This is a genomic window from Bacillus sp. K2I17 (assembly GCF_002209985.1).
Lineage (GTDB): Bacteria > Bacillota > Bacilli > Bacillales > Bacillaceae_G > Bacillus_A > Bacillus_A wiedmannii.
The window spans coordinates 19,390-37,645 of record NZ_NJGF01000020.1 but is presented as its reverse complement, the minus strand read 5'-3'; the positions used below and the strand labels follow the sequence as shown (position 1 = coordinate 37,645).

17 protein-coding genes, 2 pseudogenes and 1 riboswitch are annotated in these 18,256 nt (G+C 35.8%); of the genes and pseudogenes, 5 read left to right on the top strand and 14 right to left on the bottom strand.

The features are described 5' to 3' along the window. The first annotated feature begins 37 nt into the window (after positions 1 to 37). The gene (locus tag CER22_RS20610; RefSeq protein ID WP_088609473.1) at positions 38 to 1,678 is read left to right on the top strand and encodes a peptide ABC transporter substrate-binding protein; all 1,641 of its coding nucleotides are present in this window, start codon (positions 38 to 40) and stop codon (positions 1,676 to 1,678) included. A gap of 42 nt (positions 1,679 to 1,720) precedes the next feature. Here CER22_RS20610 and CER22_RS20605 read toward each other — a convergent pair. From CER22_RS20605 to CER22_RS20595, 3 genes and pseudogenes are all read right to left on the bottom strand, one after another. Next, positions 1,721 to 2,069 (bottom strand): annotated as a pseudogene (locus tag CER22_RS20605) (hypothetical protein). After that, positions 2,066 to 2,257: a hypothetical protein gene (locus CER22_RS20600; protein ID WP_088609472.1), complete on the bottom strand. Its 192-nt coding sequence runs from the start codon at positions 2,255 to 2,257 to the stop codon at positions 2,066 to 2,068. Before CER22_RS20600 ends, CER22_RS20605 begins: the two are co-directional and overlap by 4 nt. A gap of 11 nt (positions 2,258 to 2,268) precedes the next feature. Beyond that, the gene (locus CER22_RS20595; RefSeq protein ID WP_088609471.1) at positions 2,269 to 3,168 is read right to left on the bottom strand and encodes a helix-turn-helix transcriptional regulator; all 900 of its coding nucleotides are present in this window, start codon (positions 3,166 to 3,168) and stop codon (positions 2,269 to 2,271) included. A 172-nt stretch (positions 3,169 to 3,340) separates the two neighbouring features. On the opposite strand from CER22_RS20595, the gene CER22_RS20590 reads away from it, so the two are divergent. Continuing rightward, a complete protein-coding gene (locus CER22_RS20590; RefSeq protein ID WP_088061704.1) occupies positions 3,341 to 3,808 on the top strand; it encodes a YusW family protein in 468 nt (155 codons plus the stop codon). 16 nt (positions 3,809 to 3,824) lie between these two features. Here CER22_RS20590 and CER22_RS20585 read toward each other — a convergent pair whose 3' ends face one another. The 5 genes from CER22_RS20585 to CER22_RS20565 are packed head-to-tail and all read right to left on the bottom strand — an operon-like array spanning position 3,825 to position 9,124. Then, on the bottom strand, positions 3,825 to 5,435 hold the full coding sequence (locus CER22_RS20585) for a peptide ABC transporter substrate-binding protein (protein ID WP_070169278.1): 1,611 nt from the start codon (positions 5,433 to 5,435) through the stop codon (positions 3,825 to 3,827). A 13-nt stretch (positions 5,436 to 5,448) separates the two neighbouring features. Then, positions 5,449 to 6,222: an ABC transporter ATP-binding protein gene (locus tag CER22_RS20580; RefSeq protein WP_060486393.1), complete on the bottom strand. Its 774-nt coding sequence runs from the start codon at positions 6,220 to 6,222 to the stop codon at positions 5,449 to 5,451. Further along, entirely contained in the window at positions 6,219 to 7,229 is a 1,011-nt protein-coding gene (locus tag CER22_RS20575) for an ABC transporter ATP-binding protein (RefSeq protein ID WP_088609470.1), read from the bottom strand. The genes CER22_RS20580 and CER22_RS20575 overlap by 4 nt, the downstream gene beginning before the upstream one ends. Next, positions 7,186 to 8,190 carry an ABC transporter permease gene (locus CER22_RS20570; RefSeq protein ID WP_088061701.1) on the bottom strand — a complete coding sequence of 335 codons (1,005 nt, stop codon included), beginning with the start codon at positions 8,188 to 8,190 and terminating at the stop codon, positions 7,186 to 7,188. The genes CER22_RS20575 and CER22_RS20570 overlap by 44 nt, the downstream gene beginning before the upstream one ends. Positions 8,191 to 8,206: 16 nt before the next feature. Next, positions 8,207 to 9,124 carry an ABC transporter permease gene (locus CER22_RS20565; RefSeq protein ID WP_088609469.1) on the bottom strand — a complete coding sequence of 306 codons (918 nt, stop codon included), beginning with the start codon at positions 9,122 to 9,124 and terminating at the stop codon, positions 8,207 to 8,209. A 134-nt stretch (positions 9,125 to 9,258) separates the two neighbouring features. Further along, positions 9,259 to 9,364, bottom strand: a riboswitch (SAM riboswitch). A 397-nt stretch (positions 9,365 to 9,761) separates the two neighbouring features. On the opposite strand from CER22_RS20565, the pseudogene CER22_RS32620 reads away from it, so the two are divergent. Continuing rightward, positions 9,762 to 9,900 (top strand): annotated as a pseudogene (locus tag CER22_RS32620) (DUF3951 domain-containing protein). A gap of 18 nt (positions 9,901 to 9,918) precedes the next feature. Here CER22_RS32620 and CER22_RS20555 read toward each other — a convergent pair. Then, complete coding sequence (locus CER22_RS20555; RefSeq protein WP_088609468.1) at positions 9,919 to 10,422, bottom strand: hypothetical protein; 504 nt, start codon at positions 10,420 to 10,422, stop codon at positions 9,919 to 9,921. Between the two features lie 274 nt (positions 10,423 to 10,696). Between CER22_RS20555 and CER22_RS20550 the strand changes: the two genes are divergently transcribed. After that, entirely contained in the window at positions 10,697 to 11,143 is a 447-nt protein-coding gene (locus tag CER22_RS20550) for a hypothetical protein (RefSeq protein ID WP_000282867.1), read from the top strand. A 33-nt stretch (positions 11,144 to 11,176) separates the two neighbouring features. Here CER22_RS20550 and CER22_RS20545 read toward each other — a convergent pair whose 3' ends face one another. From CER22_RS20545 to CER22_RS20525, 5 genes are all read right to left on the bottom strand, one after another. Further along, complete coding sequence (locus CER22_RS20545) at positions 11,177 to 12,427, bottom strand: multidrug effflux MFS transporter (RefSeq protein WP_080377454.1); 1,251 nt, start codon at positions 12,425 to 12,427, stop codon at positions 11,177 to 11,179. A gap of 126 nt (positions 12,428 to 12,553) precedes the next feature. Continuing rightward, a complete protein-coding gene (locus CER22_RS20540) occupies positions 12,554 to 14,272 on the bottom strand; it encodes a DUF3981 domain-containing protein (protein WP_070169275.1) in 1,719 nt (572 codons plus the stop codon). A gap of 78 nt (positions 14,273 to 14,350) precedes the next feature. Next, positions 14,351 to 14,884, bottom strand: coding sequence for an MFS transporter (locus CER22_RS20535; RefSeq protein ID WP_048567287.1), 534 nt, complete (start codon positions 14,882 to 14,884; stop codon positions 14,351 to 14,353). Continuing rightward, positions 14,881 to 16,317 carry an FAD-binding oxidoreductase gene (locus CER22_RS20530; RefSeq protein WP_097891797.1) on the bottom strand — a complete coding sequence of 479 codons (1,437 nt, stop codon included), beginning with the start codon at positions 16,315 to 16,317 and terminating at the stop codon, positions 14,881 to 14,883. The genes CER22_RS20535 and CER22_RS20530 overlap by 4 nt, the downstream gene beginning before the upstream one ends. 112 nt (positions 16,318 to 16,429) lie before the next feature. Further along, positions 16,430 to 17,194, bottom strand: a complete 765-nt coding sequence (locus CER22_RS20525) for a hypothetical protein (RefSeq protein WP_000720089.1) — start codon at positions 17,192 to 17,194, stop codon at positions 16,430 to 16,432. A 145-nt stretch (positions 17,195 to 17,339) separates the two neighbouring features. Between CER22_RS20525 and CER22_RS20520 the strand changes: the two genes are divergently transcribed. After that, the gene (locus CER22_RS20520) at positions 17,340 to 18,248 is read left to right on the top strand and encodes an NAD(P)-dependent alcohol dehydrogenase (protein ID WP_088609467.1); all 909 of its coding nucleotides are present in this window, start codon (positions 17,340 to 17,342) and stop codon (positions 18,246 to 18,248) included. Positions 18,249 to 18,256: the final 8 nt, after the last annotated feature.

Genomic DNA, 18,256 nt, shown 5'->3' with positions numbered 1-18,256 from the left:
CGACGTTACGAACAACACATTTAGGGAGGAACGAACAATGAAGAAAAAAGTTGTACCTGTTGTTGCATCTGTTTTAGGGGCAAGTCTATTACTAACTGCTTGCGGAGGAAATAAAGATCATGCAAGCGGAGCGAAAGCAAATGATAAAGCACCTGATAAACAGGCAATTAACTTATCATTCGCTTCAGAAATTCCAACAATGGATGTTGCAAAAGCAACGGATGGGGAATCCATGAGCGTAATGCGCAATGTTTTTGAAGGTTTATATGCAATGGGAGAAGATAACAAACCAATTCCTGGTGTTGCTGAGTCGGTTGACCTTAGTCCCGATAAAACAAAATATACATTCCACCTGCGTGATTCAAAATGGTCAAACGGTACTCCAGTTACAGCAAAGGACTTTGTCTTCGCTTGGCAACGTACCGTAAATCCTGATACAGCAGCTGAATATGCATTCTTATTCTTCGATATACAGAATGCGAAACAAATAAGCCAAAAACAATTGCCAATTGATCAACTAGGTGTCAAAGCTCTTGATGATAAAACGTTAGAAGTACAACTAGACCGTCCTGTTCCCTACTTCTTAAGCTTAACGACATTCTCAACATTCTTACCAATTAATGAAGATTACTTAAAATCTCAGGGCGATAAATATGGTTTAGAAACAAATCATTTAATTTACAACGGTGCTTTCATATTAGATAACTGGAAACACGAGCAAAGCTTCCAATTGAAGAAGAACCCTAACTATTGGGATGCTAAAACTGTAAAATTAGAAGAAATCAACTTCAATGTCGTTAAAGATAAATCTACAGAAGTTAACTTATATGATTCAGGACAAATTGATCGCGTTGCTTTAACTGCGGAGTTTGTTGATAAATATAAGAGCGATCCAAACTTCAAAGACCGCGCTGAAGTTGGCATTCAATTTTTACGACTAAATCAAAAAAATGAAACATTAAAAAATCAACATGCACGCCTTGCTATTAACGGAGCAATGAATAAAAAAGCATACGTAGAAACAATTTTAAATAACGGTGCTATTCCAGCTGAAGGAATGGTTCCTGCGAAATTCGCAAAGAGTCCAGAAGGTAACGACTTCCGTAAAGAAAACGGAAACCTAGTCAAAGATGATGTGAAAACAGCGAAAGAAAACTGGAAAAAAGCGAAACAAGAACTTGGTACTGACAAAGTAACAATCGAACTATTAACAAGTGATAATGCTTTAGCTAAAAAAACTGGTGAATATTTAAAAGGTGAACTAGAAAAGAACCTAGATGGATTAACAGTGACATTAAAACCACAACCACGTAAACAACAGCTGAAACTACTATTAAGTGGTGACTATGAAATCGGTATTGATGGCTGGGGCCCTGACTTCGCTGATCCAATTACATTCTTAGATTTATTTACAACAGATAGTGCTTATAACTTCGATAAATACTCTAACAAAGAGTACGATGCACTCATTCATAAAGTGAAAACAGATTTAGCTAGCGATGAAAAGGCTCGCTTTGAAGCAATGAAGCAAGCTGAAAAAATCCTATTACAAGACGGTGCTGTCGCTCCTTTATACCAACAAGGTCGTTCTTACCTACAACGCGGATTTATTAAAGGGCTTGTAACAACTGACTTCGGTGGTGAATTTAACTACAAGTGGACAGAAGTTACAAAATAATAAAATAAAAAAGGTATCCAATCGCAGGATACCTTTTTTATTTTATACTTCTTTAACTACATAGCTTCTTCTCTTTACTATTCCTTTTATAGATACAGTAATTACTGCTACCAATTGTGTAACTAATATAATGACTAATAATGAAATAATATTTTTCTCTAAACTTACTCCCCCCAAATATTATTGTATAATAGCCATTCGCTGCATATGTTGCGGGAAATAATTCACCGATTGTTTGATATGTTTTAGAAAGCATCTCATGTGGTACAATTACACCCGAACTTACAAGTTGTAATGATAGTGAAATTATATTAAAGATCATACCTGCATTTCCGAAAACAGTTATGAACATTTGTGTTAATGAAAGAAAGGCGAAGAAGACTATTGTCAATAATCCTCTTCCCCTTCTTTTTGCATCGAACTAAAACTCATTATAAATATAAACATAAACATCAAATATGTTCTCCACGTCAAAGAAGGTATATGTCCCGACCACAGATAGCTAATGAAATAGTTAATTCCCATAATACAAGACGATACTACTAAACTAATACTTATTAGTTTTGCATATTTGAACATATCTTTTCTCCTTACTTTTCTATCTCTTCAAATTGCAGATTTATTGGCTCTTCTAGTAGTGTTTCATAAAAATTTTCAGCCAAATCTGTTGAAGGAATTTTTTCATCCACTTCATCAAATTGAATACTATCTAGCCACACACAACCTTCCCCTGATAATAAGACACCAAATGCTATACCAAGTGCTTCTTCTTTTATATCTAATACAACCGAGTACGATTGCCAGTTATTCGTATTTTTAATTGGGCGATTTTGCATGTTATCCATAGCGAGTGGTTCTGTATCTTTTCCGTCTACTCTCATCCACAATCCTGCCCAATCTCTTACGTTCTCACTCTTAACAAATGCTGTTAAACGTAATCTTTTACCTACATATTTATCTGCTCGGAACATTTGCATTAATGTTGAAAATCCTCCGTGCGTAACATTCTCTTTTGCTTTTATGTATGCAGATACTTTTCCTTGATGTGCAACTTCATAATCTAAGCCCATCTCATACTCAGCAGGATGACTTCCACTTAAGATCCATCCTTTCGGTATACCTTTTTGCATTGAAATACCCTCTCTTTCTATATAAAATGACTGGAAGTACTTTCGATATTTCTTTGGTGGCAATTGAAACATTCTTTTAAAAGCTCTCGTAAATGCCTCTTGTGAGGAAAAGCCGTATTGTACTGCAATATCAATAACAGCCCTCTCCGTTGACACTAAGGCTTGCGCAGCATAAGTTAACCTTCTCTTTCGAATATAATCCGTTACACTCATCCCAACATATCTTTGAAAGATGCGATGAAAATGGTACATCGATACTGCACTGTGAGACGCCACTCTTTCTGTTGTAAGCTCCTCATGTAAATGATCCTCTATATATTCAATTGCTTGTTTTATCATCTCTTTATATTCTTCATGCATGTTAGTACCCCCTCACAACTTCAATTTACCATATACATACAAATCATTTTTGATTTAAATTGCGGATTATCCCTTGTGGCTATAGGGTAATAATTTATTTTCACCTCATACATAATTACATGATTTTGGGAAAAACTTGTATAGAACGAATTTACATAAGGAGGAATTTTTAATGAGAATTTTACTATCAGTTTTATTAGCTCTTATGCTAGTACCTGCATTAACAGGATGTAAAGCTCCTGTTAAAGAAGACACAACTTCTAATAAAAAGACTACAGAAGAGGCAAAGAATGAAGCTCCTGCTGATTTAAAACTAAACTTCAATGAATTCGATTTAAAGGCAGACTACCAAGATACAAAGAAAGACTACGAAGCTGACTATAAAAATGTAGCAGCAGATAAAAAAATGGAAGCAAAAATTGAAGATCATAAAGCAGATGTAAAATTAACAGGAGACGAGGCTATCACAAAATTAAGCCCACTTCTACAAGAATTAAAATTTAATAAAGATACTCCCGACCAAGAAGTAATCGATCAAGTAGTAAATGTGTTCAAACTTGATAAAGACTACCAAAAGTTTGATTTAGAAGTTGTCTTCTCTGATGGAACGAAAAAAGAATATAAAAGAGAAATAAAATAAAGAAGTAGGCGGTTGCCTACTTCTTTATTTTTGCATATCTTAAATCTGGTTTAGATCCAACATAATATTGAAGTCCAGATACTGATCCTTTTTGTAAGTAAGAATCAGAAGGGAATATAATTGGAATTAACGGTGAATCTGTAAACATAATATCTTCTGCTTTATGCAATAAATCAAAACGCTTATCTTCATTTTGTTCAACTTCTGCTTCTTTGATTAAAGCGTCAAATTCTTTATTATGCCATTTTGCATAGTTGTTTGGACCATCACCTGCATATAAATCTAGTTTAGTAATTGGGTCTAATAAAGAACCGCCCCATCCCATATAAGCTAATTGGAAATCACTTTGCTTATATGTATCGATGTAACTCTTCCACTCTTTATTTTCTAATTTAATATCTACACCAAGATTTTTCTTAAACATTTCCTGCATTGCTTCTGCTACTTTTTTATGCTGTGTATCCGTTGTGAATTTTAATGTTACTTCAGGTAATGTAGACCAACCTTGTTCTTTCATACCCTCTTCTAATAATTTTTTCGCTTCTGTTGTATCAAATTTTACGTAATCACCTTTTTCTTTACGGAAATCACGACCACTTTGTGTTTTTGCTCCTTCTGGAACGAATGCATATGCTTCTTGCGCATTGTTTTTATACAGTTTTTCAACGATAAACTTACGATCAACTGCTAATGAGAATGCTTTACGTACTTTCGCATTTGTGAATGGCTCTTTTTCTACGTTAAACGAATAAATATAAGATGAGAATCCCGCAACACGCTTATATTCTTTATTTCCTTTTTCTTTCTCAATCATTTCTTGTGGTAAACCACTTAGTAAATCTAATTCTTTTGATTTGTACAATTGGTACGCTGTTTTAGAATCTGGAATAATACGAAACTCAATTTCTTTTAATGTTACCTTTTTATCATAGTATTCTTTATTTTTTTGTACTGTAATTGCTTGGTTATGCTTCCATTCTTTTAACGTGAATGGTCCATTTGTAATTAACTCTTTTGGATCTGTTTTTAATTTGTTGTTATCATCAATTGATTTTTTAGATAATGGAATAAATAATGAACTCGCTAATTTTTGTTTAATAGAAGCAACTGGGTGCTCAAGTGTTACCTTCAATGTTTGAGGATCAACAACTTGAATACCAACTTGGCTTTCTTCACCTTTTCCAGTATTATACGCCTCTGCACCTTTAATAAAGTACATTTCTGTCCCATTCATAGAACCCGTTTTCGGATTTAATAATCGCTTCCATGCAAATTCAAAATCATTTGCTGTAATAGGAGAACCATCTGACCATTTAATATCTTTCTTTAAATGGATTGTATATTCAGTTCCATCTGCATTTACTTCTTCTTTCTCTGCTAATTCATTTTGATATTTCCCATCACTATCTTGCGTATATAAGCTTGAGAATAAATGTCCAATTACATAACCTGATGTGCTATCTGTTGCAATAGCGGAATCGAGTGTATATGGATCGCTACCAATATTCGTTACTAATCGATCTCCTTCTCCCTTACCAGCACTCGCCTTTTGCGCCTCTTTTTTACCGCAAGCGACAGAAGTAATTGCTAATACGGTCATAATGACAAATAATAAAAACTTCTTCATCCTACATTCTCCTTTAACCCGAAATTTTTGGTGTTGATGCTAATAATGTTTTTGTATAAGAATGTTGTGGATTACGGAATACTTCATCCGTATTTCCAAATTCAACAAGTTCTCCTTTATATAAGACAGCCACTTTTTCACATAAGTAGTGAACCATCGGCAAATCATGCGCGATAAATAAATATGTATAGCCTTGTTCCTTTTGAATCTTTTGCAACAAGTGCACAATTTGGATTTGAAGTGAAACATCTAACGCTGAAATTGGTTCATCCAGGATTAATACTTCTGGCTCACATAATAACGCCCTTGCAATAGCAATCCGTTGACGTTGTCCTCCGCTAAATTCGTGTGGGTATCGATCAGTATATCGTCTATCTAATCCAACACGTTCTAGCGCATCACCTGCTACCTCATCTTTCAATCCTTTATCACCTAAACCGAATGAAATATATCCTTCTGTTACGCTATCGCGTACTTTCCAGCGCGGATTTAATGCAGCTGTTGAATCTTGAAAAATGAATTGTACTTTCTGCAAGAAATCTCGCTTATGAGCTGATTTCAACTTGTGAACAACTTGACCGTTATAATCAATTTGACCAGACGTTGGGCTCTCAATCCCAGCTATGAGCTTACCAAGTGTTGTCTTTCCTGAACCACTTTCTCCAATAATGCCAAGCGTTGTTCCTTTCGGGATAGAAAGTGATATATCTTTTAGCGCTATGATTTCTTTCTTTTTACTTCCATACGTTTTCGTTACTTGCTTTACAGTAATTAAATCTGTCGTCATGAGGCATTCACCTTCTCTTTTGATTTCGCTTGGTCATGCTCTAGAACATGTTGCCAACAATGTGAACTGTGTTCCCCAGAATATGCTGTTCTATCAGGGAAACGATGAACACATTCTTGTATTGCTACTGGGCATCTATTTACAAATGGGCACCCAAAGCTATTTAACGTTTCAATTGATGGTGTTGTTCCCTCAATGGCCCTAAGTACCTTTTCGGAATCATCCATATTCGGAATAGCTTGCAATAAACTTTTCGTATATGGGTGCTTAGGTGAACCTATCACTTCTTTTATCGTCCCTTTTTCAACAACACGTCCCCCGTACATCACAACTACTCGGTCAGCTACTTCACGTACAAGCGCCAAATCATGTGTAATTAATAAAATACTCGTATTTTGTTTTTCTTTGCGCTCTTTTAATAACCCCATAATTTGCTTTTGAATCGTTACATCTAATGCAGTTGTAGGCTCATCTGCAATAACGAGCTTTGGGTGACACGCAAACGCAATTGCTAAACAAATACGTTGCCTCATGCCTCCGCTTAATTGATGTGGGTACTGTTCAAAACGTTTCTCTGCTTCATGTATCCCTAAATCATTTAATAAGTTAATCGCAATTTCTTTTGCTTCTCTTTTCGATTTTTTCTCATGTTGCAAAATCACTTCTGTAATTTGCCTTCCTACTTTCATCGTCGGATTTAAAGAGGACAGAGGGTCTTGAAAGATAAATGAAATATCTTTCCCTCGAATTTGATTCCATTCTGATTCTTGTAAATTCGTCAACCTTTGAGATTGGAAAGAGATGCTTCCGTCATCAATGTGAATAGATTCTTGATTTAATCCGACAATAGATTGTGCTGTAACACTTTTTCCTGAACCACTTTCTCCTACAAGTGCAACGATTTCACCTTCATTAATAGAAAAGGAAACATGCTTCACAATTGCTTGCTTACTACTCTCTTTTTCAACGACCAATGTTACGTTTTCTAAAGATAAGAGCTGTCCCATGTTTTTTCTCCTTTCGATTCCGTTTTACAATCTTCGGATCAATTGCATCTTGCAAACCATCACCAATTGCATTAAATGCAAACATAATGAGTGCAATCATGATTGCTGGGAAGAATAATTGCCACCATTCTCCGCTTAGTAATGTCCCGAGTGCATCGTTCGTCATCGTTCCCCAGCTCGCTGCTGGTGATTGTACTCCGAGTCCGATAAAGCTTAAAAATGATTCTGAGAAAATAGCTGCTGGAATTGTAAATGATAAATTTACGATAATAATGCCTGTTAAATTCGGAATGATGTGTCCGTATATAATCTTCATATGCGATGTACCTAATCGCTCTGCTGCAATAACAAATTCTCTTTGCTTTAAAGATAATACTTGTGCCCTAACGAGACGTGCCATGCCAATCCATCCTGTTAATGCAAGGGCAATAATAATTGTAAAAAGCCCTGGTTTCATAACGATTAATAATAAAATAACAATTAATAAATATGGGATACCGTATAACACTTCAATCCCTCGTACAATCCACTCATCAATTAACGTTCCAAGGCGACTACGTCCTCTCACATATCCACTAAAGCCCCCGATTAGTACACCTATTCCTATATCAAGAGCCGCTGCCACTAATCCAACTGTTAGTGAAATTTTCCCTCCAGCCCAGGTGCGCGCCCATATGTCCCTTCCTAAATCATCTGTTCCGAACCAATGCTCACTACTAGGTGGGAGGTTTGTTGCTTCTTTTACTTGTTCACTCGCAGTAAATGCCGTTAAACTTTCGCCAACCAGTGAGAAAATAATAATTAGTAATAACGTCACTGCCCCTAAAACTGCTATAGGGTTTGATATAAACTTGCGAAACACTTCCTTCTTTCGACTAATCGTTTGCTGATCTTTATTTATCGTTAATTCTTTTTTCTCCTCATTCGTTAATAACTGTTTATTGATTTCATAAGCTCCCATTTAAATGCCCCCCTCCTTACGTAATAGAACGAATACGCGGATCCACAATACGGTGAATAATATCTGTAATGAAAATACAAGAAATTAATAATGCACTATAGAAAATCGTTGTTCCCATAATGACCGGATAATCCCGGTTAAAAATGCTATCTACAAAATATTTTCCTAGACCAGGAATGGAAAATATTTTTTCAATAACGAAAGTTCCTGTTAAAAGTCCAGCCATTAACGGTCCAACAAATGTAAGTACCGGAACAATCGCATTTCGAAGAGCATGTCTTATAATGATTTTCTTAATTGGTATGCCTTTCGCTCTCGCTAGCTTAATATAATCACTCTGCAAAACTTCAATCATATTAGAGCGAACAAATCTTGTAATAACCGCGATTGGTCCTAACGCTAATGCGAAGGATGGCAATACCGTATGTTCGAATGTGCCCCAAGACGCTACTGGTAAAAGTTCAAATTGTATAGCAAATACTTGTATAAATAGTGGTGCTAAAATAAAACTTGGAATAGAAATACCGAAAATCGCAAGTAAGCTCACACTATAATCAATTACTTTCCCATGATATAGAGCTGCAAATGTACCTGCTGCAATTCCGACTAATAATGAAATAACAAGTGCTTGTAAACCAATAATCGCTGATGGACCAAATCCTGTCGTTATAATTTCTGATACACCTTGACCTGTGGATTGAACAGATTCACCAAAATCAAAATGAACTACGCCATCTAAATAAGCAACATATTGATTCCATAACGGTTCATCAAGGTGATACTTCGCTCTCATGTTTTGTATCACTTCTTCAGGAAAGATTTTCGCATCTGATGAAAATGGATCCCCTGGAATGATATGCATAATCAAAAATGTTACTGTTGTAATGACCCATAGCGTGAACACCATAACCGATAGTTTTTTAATAACATACACTTCAATAACCCCCTAAACAAATGTATTTACTTTGTTTTATTGACATATTTGTTCCTATTACTTTTCCGCTTCTTAAAACACAAAAAGCCTTGATCTTAAAAAATAAGATCAAGGCTTAATAAACGAAGGCCCATCACTTATCTTTCAAGACTTGCTTGCTGGAATTAGCACGGTGTTCCTGTTACAGAACCCGCTGCTGAGGTGTCATAGGGCCAGTCCCTCTACCTCTCTGGATAAGTAAATTGCTATATTATTATTTGGTTCAAATTGTATATTTTGAATTATAATTCTGAAAAAATGAAAAGTCAATCAAATTGGATATATTTAGAAAAATCAGTTTTCGCTCCTTTTATCGAAATTACAGTTTTCTCTTATAATAAAAAGAAATAATATTAAAGAAGTTATAAGATGGATCCCTTGCTTCTTGCTACTATAGGATTACCATTAACAATCGTTATACTTGTCATCATCGGGGTCTATAAAGTGAAACTTTAATCAGTGGGGGGCATCCCCCACTGATTATTAGTTGAACCAATCGGGCTTTTAGGGGCAGTGGATCCCCTACCTAACTTCTTTGCTTTCACTGAATTTTGAGGTGGGGGTCTTACTGCCCGGCAAATAGCGGGATAAACTCTTTATTAAAAAGAAACGTATCACTTCTTTTTATACTCCATTCGATAGATAATATTACCAGACAAACAATCTCTGAATTTCACGAAAAACAAAATGTATTAGTATCCGGGGATGAAGACGGAGATGGTAAGAAGAAAAAATAACCTTGCGCGTACGCAAGGTTATTTTTTCGTTTCTGCTTGAAAACGTTTATAGTATGTTGATGCTGTTGCAAAGTTAATTTCTATATCACGAATCAATGATGAGTCTTCTTCTTTAGCTAACTTCTGTAATTTTTTCATTGCTTGTTCCGATTCATTCAAGAAACCAGCGTATAACTCATGTTCTTGCTCTTTCGATTTTGGAACACGAATTTCTTTACGTATATTATCAATATCTTCTAACATGCTAGTCGTTACCTTTTGCACATCTTCTTTATATGTAGCATTCGTTATTTCCTTACCGCCCTTTTCTTTTGCCACTTCAAATAACTGTAGTGCTTTATTAATTTCTTTATTCATTTTCATATCGTATTTTTCATGTACTGCACGGTATTCTTTCATCTCTTCTGTTTGCTCAGTAGATTGCTCTACCTTTTCTTTCGGTTCTTTCGTATCTTTATTTCCATTACATCCTGCTAGAAGGATCATACTTCCCATTACAGCAATACCCAAAACCTTCTTCATCTCTTCTTCTCCTTTTATCTACAGCTACTACTCATTATAGTTTCTTTTATCTCCACTTGTTATTATACCGAGAACATCCTACTTTTTACACTTAAGACGCTACCTTAATATACATGCCTACATTTTTGTCACAGTATCGTCACTTTATGCAAATAACTTTTGCACTGCTTTACTACATCACCTTACAAAACTGTAAGCACACATAAAGAACAAACCATGCTAGACTTACATATGCATAACGCAAACATATGTAAGTTTTTAAGGAGAATCATCTATGTACAACACAATGCCTTTTATGGGAGAAGATATTCGTGTCCTTATTCGTGAAAAATCACTTCATATCGAAAATACAGAGAGCCTTCGCCGCGTATTAAAAAAGAAACATGCTCCATTTAAGTTAGCCCAATATTTAAAACAACAACATACAAATCAATTTCATACCGTGCTAAATATATCAGATAAATCATTAACAATCGAAATCATCGGTCATGTCTACATTGGAAACTTCGCAGATATCTTAAAAGAAATCCCACGTATACCGAAAATTGCTCCTATTATCGTTAAAAAAGCGTATAAAATTACCGACCATACCGATATTATCGACTGCGGGGAAAAAGAAGTCGATAGTAATCGCTGGGTGTGGGATAAACTTGCTGTTTTATATGATACGATCATGAATAATATGTATGAGGTATTTCAAAGAAATGAAAAAAAGAACTGATTCAAATATTCCCTTTGAATCAGTTCTTTTTTGTTAAGCCTCTAAATTTTGTCTTTGTTGTAGTTCAAACTGCTTTTCACTTCTTCTGGCCATAAATAGATAACATAATACAGCACCAATTTCACAAAGAGCTATTACAACCCCCATCGGTAATGCGGTGTTGCTTCCACCAATACCTACTAACGGTGCAACAAGTGCTCCTGAAATAAATTGTAATAAACCTAATAAAGCCGACGCTGTTCCTGCAGCTTGTTTCTGATTTCTCATCGCTAATGAGAACCCAGTTGTTGATACAACCCCGACACTTGATACGACAAGGAATAACGAGCATAAAACACCAATTAAACCTATTCCTAGTAAGATTGTCAGTAGTAAAGATAAACCACCAACGGCTGCAATAATAATACCGGAAACGAATAACGTTTTCTCATTCACTTTCCCTGCTAAACGGCCCGTAACCTGACTAGCAATAATAATACCGATACCGTTAATCGCAAAGAATAAGCTAAATTGCTGTGGTGATGCTCCGTATATGTTCTGCAACACAAATGGTGAGCCCGAAATGTAAGCAAACATTGCCGCCGTTACTAGCCCTTGTGATAATGCATATCCCATAAACAAACGATCTTTTAACAGTTTTCCATACGTCGCCAATGTCCCTGACAAACCACCTGTTTCTCTTTCTTCAGGAGGTAATGTTTCACGTAATACGAAAGTAGCTGATATTAACATGAATACACTAATTGCTCCGAGAACGATGAAGACACCGCGCCATGTTGTGAACTGTAGTAATTGTCCCCCTATAATCGGTGCCAAAATAGGCGCTGCTCCGTTTACTAACATGAGCAGTGAGAAAAACTTCGTCATTTCAGAACCTGAATACATGTCACGTACCATTGCACGTGATATAACAATCCCGGCCGATCCTGAAGCCCCTTGTAAGAAGCGCAATAACACTAAACTCCAAATAGATGGTGCAATAGCACAAAGTAAAGAAGAAGCAACATAAATAATAAGAGCGATAATAAGAGGTTTGCGCCTTCCGTAAATGTCACTAATTGAACCAACAAATAATTGTCCTACTGAAAGCCCAAGCAAACATGCTGTCAATGTAAGCTGTGCAAGAGATGCGCCTGTTTGTAAATCATCTGTTAATTTTGGTAAAGAAGGCAAATACATATCAATAGATAATGGCCCAATCGCCGTAAGTGTCCCTAATACAAGAATCATCCATAACCTATTTGTCTTGACAGGTTTATATATTTCGTGATTAACTCCATTCACTTTTCCGTTCACCCTTTCCGATAAATACTAAATCGTAACAATTATAGTTACAACATAAACATACGTCAAGTATAGTTCATTTTCCTGTTTCATACCGTAAAAAAAAGCGATAGAATTTCTATCGCTTTACTTTTTCAAATTGCTATTTGTAAATTTAGATACGGAAGACATCGCCTCTCCTGTATCTAAATATGTGATTTGAATTGGATCTCCCACTTCTGTAAACATAGCATATGGGAATTTCTTCACCGGTATCATAAATACTTTTTGTTCATTCTCTAACAGTACATACACAATTGTATTTTCACCTGATTTTTCTTTATATACACGTTGTACAACGCCTTCTTTTTGTGCTTCTTTACCATTTGAAGTCGGTCTAAATGAATCCCCACTTCCACTCAGCGCATTTTTATAATTCTCAAGCGCTTCTTTTTGCGTCGAACCTGTTGCAAATATTTTCGCATTAGAAGCATAGATAACTGTATGAGCACGTACTAATCCCCCGTCATCAATAACAGGTACAATCCAAGAAGGTTTACCATACACGTTATAAATAACCGGCATCGTTCCATGCCATTTCTCTCTCTTAAAGGAATTATCCACTACTTCCGAAGCAGCTGAACCATCCATAATCCCCTTCACTTCTTTTCCGTTATAGTAATACAACTTACCTGTACGCGCATCGATAAGCGAGTAACCTAACGCAGAATCTACTCCCTCTTTTGGAGAGGTGAAATCAGTAAAGTAATATAACGTTCCATCCTTACCGAAAATTGGTGTAACTCCTTCTTTCGTTCCCCACTCAGTCGGAATCTTCATATCCGTTTGCGAGAATTTCGTATTCCAAAATCCGTGAATATATTTACCGAAGTATGTATTTAATGTAGATGCGGTCTCGTGATTTAATACACCATCAACAAATTTAGGCGCTTTTCCTTTATCATATCTTTTCACTTCACCTGTTTGTGCATCTACTACTACAACGCCCTCTACCTCAAATCCAGATCTTCCTGAAATAAATTCACCATACGTCATTGTATAATACGGTTTCCCTTTATCATCCACTTCAAATTTAGGTTTCCCTTTAAAGATTAGATTTGGTTCTGCTTGCCTTACAACACGCTCTAAATTATTCCCGAAGAACATGCTCGGCACATATTTCATTTTATAACCAAGATGCAGTTTCGCTTCCGCATCAGGATTCGTACCTGACATCGTTACGTACCCTGGAATTGTCTCAGCTTTACGTGCTTTAAAAAAGCCTGAAACTTCAATCGGTGCTACATATAAAGCCTCACCATTTACCATTTGTGGCGTTAATTCCCCTAGCTCAAAATAAGCTACTTTCGGAATATCCCCAAATACTTTTTTCATTTTATTCTCCGCTGTCTTTGGCGGCACTGTAAACGGTTGATCATTTTCAGTAAACGGCTCTGAAATATCTTTCTCGATCTTCACAACAGAATCATATTTTTTTTGCGTGATTACTATATCGTGTAAATAACCAAAATAGCCGTAACTTGCGAGTAAAACAAACATTAGAAGTCCCTTTAACGTACCTTCTAATTTCCCTATTTGATTTTGTGAAAATAAAACAAGCCCAATTAAAACTGCTACTGCAACGGCATAATGAGTAAGAATCGAATCTGCTCGATCATCGATTAGCCAAAGATATTCATAGATTGCAATACCTATCCAAAATAATACAGGAATAACTAAAATGGATGATTTCTTACCCTTTACAACCTTCTCATCCCCTTTCTTATCCACTGCTCGAAGTTTACTACCGCTTCTTGTCCATGGAATCAAAAACAAAGTGAGAATAGCTAAAATTAAAAATTTCATCAAAGGCAATGTCCCCTTTTCTTTTATTTTCCCTTTTAGTATAACAAATAAAGGGTATTCAGGTAAAAATGGGGATGATTATATTTTTTTACTACTTAATACAATCCCACTCACTACATATAAGATAGATGCAATATAAAAAATGGTGCCAATCGTAAAGAAATCTACTAAATATCCCGTTGCAATAATTGCTATTGCTCCTCCAATCGATGTCCACACATGATATTTTCCAATCTCATAACCAGCATTTTCTTGCACAACCTTTCGTGCTAACGACGTCTTCTCGGTATTACGCTGCACAGCACCTAAAACTCCCATTACAATTTGAAGAATATACACATGCCAGACTTCCGTGGCAATCGGGAAACAAAGCATTAATATTGCCATGGACCAAGCATATATAATTAATAATTTTTGATCGCCTACTCGATCAGACATCTTTCCTACTAATGGATATACAAGTGCTGAAGTTAAAGCAAATAAGCCATACGCCCAGCCAAACTGCGAGAAGCTATTCCCAACATTCCGAAGCAATAGAATGTAAAAAGGAAATACCATACTTCCCGCCATCATAATTATGCTTTGTGACGCTACAAATCTTCTATATGTCATTTCGTATACTCCCTATAAAATAAATTCACAAATCTCTCTTTTGGATCCGCTTCTTTTTTCTTCTGAAGAAATTCTTCTATACGAGGATATGCCCTCTTTAACTGCTCCTTCGTTGGATACGAATAGTACGGTAAATAATAACTACCATTATGTTTTAAAGTAACATCAATCATTTTCTGAATGACATCTTCTGTTTTCTTTATTTCACCCTCTGAGCGTCCTTGGTTAATTAAAAGAACTAGCGCAAACATATCATCTTTCGCATAGGATAAAACTGCATTTTCATTCTTTTCCACATAACGAATCGTAATATTGAGCAAATTAAACTCTTCTTCATTTAATACGTTACGTAAATCATCTATGTATTCCGTGAAGAAATCTATAGGCACAAAGTATTCTTGTAACACTTCTGTTCTATTCGGATTTTCATATTCCATAAAGGCACTATCTGACCTCATAACATTATTTCGCGTCTCATACGCTCCATCTGTACGCTCAAAATAACTTCTTTGTATATCCCAAAATGTATTCTTTCCCCAATCGCTATAACGGGATAATCCGAGTAAAAATTTCGGTGCAGCTATAATAGTTTCCTCTTTTAATTCACTGTACTCTTCCCTCATATTTTGATTTTTCGCCAATGTATAATCTGTCACATACATCTCTTTTAAAAATGAATTGGGGGCAACAGAAATACGGGCTAAGTGCATACGAACATTTTCATCTCTTTTCACTTTATCTTTGAAATAAGATGTGTATTCTTTATAATCTATCATTCTCGTATGCATTTCATATAATTCATCATCAGTTAACTTTAATGTCACATCTAAAATGACACCAAATAACCCGTAACCACCTATGACATATGGAAATAGCTCTGCATTTTCTTCTCTACTTACATTACGTACCGTACCATCTGCCATTAACAATCTGAATGACTCTACTGTATCAATCAATGCTTCATGACGAATATCACGCCCATGTACATTCACACTTAATGAACCACCAACAGTAAAAATATTTTGAGATTGCATTACTTGAACCGCAAGACCATATGGATTGATTTTCTTTTGAATGTCATTCCATGTGACACCGCTTTGCACCCTAATCCTCTTCTCCTCCGGATCAAATTCTAATATTTTATTATACCCCTTCATATCAAGCATCGTGCCGTTCGGATAATACGTCTGTCCTCCTTGGCTATGTTGCATACCTGCAATGGAAATTTTCTCTCCGGAAGTATTTGCATCTTTCACTACCTGTTTTAATGAACGTTCATCCTCAGCATTTTCAACACGTTTAATTTTCGTCGGAAGCAACTTTCCTACATCGCTCATAATAGGGTGCTTTAGTTGCTCTTTATATGTATTTACAGATGTTGCAAGCAACACTGTATAAGCCACAATGACCACCGCTATCTTTCTTTTTTTCAAATGACACTCTCCTCTTCTACAGTTTTCCCTCTTCATATTGTACCTATTTTCCTATGAAGAAAGTATACAAAAAAGAGGGCACCTTATTTTAGGTCCCCCCTCATCAAAACTATTACTTTGCTGCCGGCAATTGTATCGGGTCAAACTTTTCGTAAGACGTATATTTTGCGTTCGTAATAATGTGTGCTTTATCCTTGCCGTTACTACTCATAATCATGTCTATCTTTGCTGATTCATATTTAAAATCTTTTGTAATGATATATTCTGCATCTACTTCTTCTATCTTCGCATTTTGTGCTTGTAACATTTTCTTCTGTGTTTCATCCATGCTAGTTAACATACTTTCTGTTTCTTGCCCTTTTAATGTAAATTTCAGTTTATATTTATCTCCGCTTTTCTCCATCTTCATTTTATCTAAAACTACTGCTGGTACTTCTAACTTATCTATAATATCTTGAGTCGCTTTCATTCCACCAGCGTTTAATTGCTCCTCTGGTACGGTTATAACTTCTCCTGTATTAGGGTTTTTTACCTCACCAGCAACTTTACCATCCACAGTATACACTACAACATCTGTACCGGAAATATTCATTTCAGAACGAGAATTCTTTGTCTTTGGCTCTAATTGCATCTTAGCCTTTAATATATCCATCTCTGTTCCCTCAGCTTTTACCCCTACACCATATGTCATCGTTACATGCTCTTCATTTTTAAAAGCTTCGTTCGTTTTCTTGAAAACATCCTTCGCTGCTAATTCTTTTTCTTTTTGAACTGATTCTTTTTTCGGTTCATCCGTCTTTGCTGTTTTCTCATTACTACACCCTACCCCTAGACTGATTGCAAGTACTAAACTTGAAACAAAAATAATTTTTTTCATAATGTCGCCCCCTTTCCCAAAATAATATCACCTCTTTTCCTATGAAATCTATATAATTTTTAATCTATATTCGCTATATAGCGACATGTTTAATGAAGGTTTTAAATATGATGTAAATAACAACAACTCATTTCAGGAGGTCATTATGAAGGCGATCATTTGCACACAGTATGGACCACCTAACGTTCTTCAGCTTCAAAATATAGAGAAACCTACACCTAAAAAGAACGAAGTATTAATTAAAATTCACGCAACAAGTGTATCGACTGGAGATTGTAGAATACGCAGTTTTAATAGTCCCCTCTTATTTTGGATTCCTATGCGGATCATATTAGGTTTCAGAAAACCGAGAAATCCTATACTCGGCGTAGAGTTATCCGGTGAAATCGAAGAAATAGGAACAGATGTAACTCAATTTAAAGAGGGAGATCCTATCTTTGCATTAACTGGCCTTCATGCTGGTGCTTATGCTGAATATACATGTGTACATGAAAGTGGATTAATAACATTAAAACCTACCAATGTGACGTATGAAGAAGCGGCAGTTATTCCTTTTGGTGGAACTTCAGCATTGCATTTCCTGAGAAAGGGCCGTATAAAAAAAGGGCAACAAGTGCTCATATATGGTGCCTCCGGATCAGTAGGAACAGCTGCTGTACAACTTGCTAAATATTTCGGTACGACCGTTACGGCTGTTTGTAGTAATTCAAATTTTGAACTCGTTCAATCTTTAGGATCTGATAAAGTAATTGATTATACGAAAGAAGATTTTACTAAGCCGGGCGAGCGCTACGATATTATATTTGATGCAGTTGGGAAGTATAAAAAATCCCTTTGTACAAATACATTAACATCCAATGGAAAATATGTATCTGTTAATGGAATGATGGCCAAGGTAAGTAAAGAGGATATGATTCTATTAAAAAAACTAGTCGAAACGGAAAAACTAAAGCCCGTTATTGATAGAATTTACCGATTAGAAGAAATTGCTGAAGCTCATATGCATGTGGAAAAGGGACATAAAAAAGGGAATGTTTCCATTACCTTAAAATAAAATATATT

Bases quoted from the DNA above. Each gene is read 5' to 3' on its own strand.
- CER22_RS20610 (WP_088609473.1), top strand. From the start codon at position 38: ATGAAGAAAAAAGTTGTACCTGTTGTTGCATCTGTTTTAGGGGCAAGT.
- CER22_RS20600 (WP_088609472.1), bottom strand. From the start codon at position 2,257: ATGTTCAAATATGCAAAACTAATAAGTATTAGTTTAGTAGTATCGTCT.
- CER22_RS20595 (WP_088609471.1), bottom strand. From the start codon at position 3,168: ATGCATGAAGAATATAAAGAGATGATAAAACAAGCAATTGAATATATA.
- CER22_RS20590 (WP_088061704.1), top strand. From the start codon at position 3,341: ATGAGAATTTTACTATCAGTTTTATTAGCTCTTATGCTAGTACCTGCA.
- CER22_RS20585 (WP_070169278.1), bottom strand. From the start codon at position 5,435: ATGAAGAAGTTTTTATTATTTGTCATTATGACCGTATTAGCAATTACT.
- CER22_RS20580 (WP_060486393.1), bottom strand. From the start codon at position 6,222: ATGACGACAGATTTAATTACTGTAAAGCAAGTAACGAAAACGTATGGA.
- CER22_RS20575 (WP_088609470.1), bottom strand. From the start codon at position 7,229: ATGGGACAGCTCTTATCTTTAGAAAACGTAACATTGGTCGTTGAAAAA.
- CER22_RS20570 (WP_088061701.1), bottom strand. From the start codon at position 8,190: ATGGGAGCTTATGAAATCAATAAACAGTTATTAACGAATGAGGAGAAA.
- CER22_RS20555 (WP_088609468.1), bottom strand. From the start codon at position 10,422: ATGAAGAAGGTTTTGGGTATTGCTGTAATGGGAAGTATGATCCTTCTA.
- CER22_RS20550 (WP_000282867.1), top strand. From the start codon at position 10,697: ATGTACAACACAATGCCTTTTATGGGAGAAGATATTCGTGTCCTTATT.
- CER22_RS20540 (WP_070169275.1), bottom strand. From the start codon at position 14,272: ATGAAATTTTTAATTTTAGCTATTCTCACTTTGTTTTTGATTCCATGG.
- CER22_RS20535 (WP_048567287.1), bottom strand. From the start codon at position 14,884: ATGACATATAGAAGATTTGTAGCGTCACAAAGCATAATTATGATGGCG.
- CER22_RS20525 (WP_000720089.1), bottom strand. From the start codon at position 17,194: ATGAAAAAAATTATTTTTGTTTCAAGTTTAGTACTTGCAATCAGTCTA.
- CER22_RS20520 (WP_088609467.1), top strand. From the start codon at position 17,340: ATGAAGGCGATCATTTGCACACAGTATGGACCACCTAACGTTCTTCAG.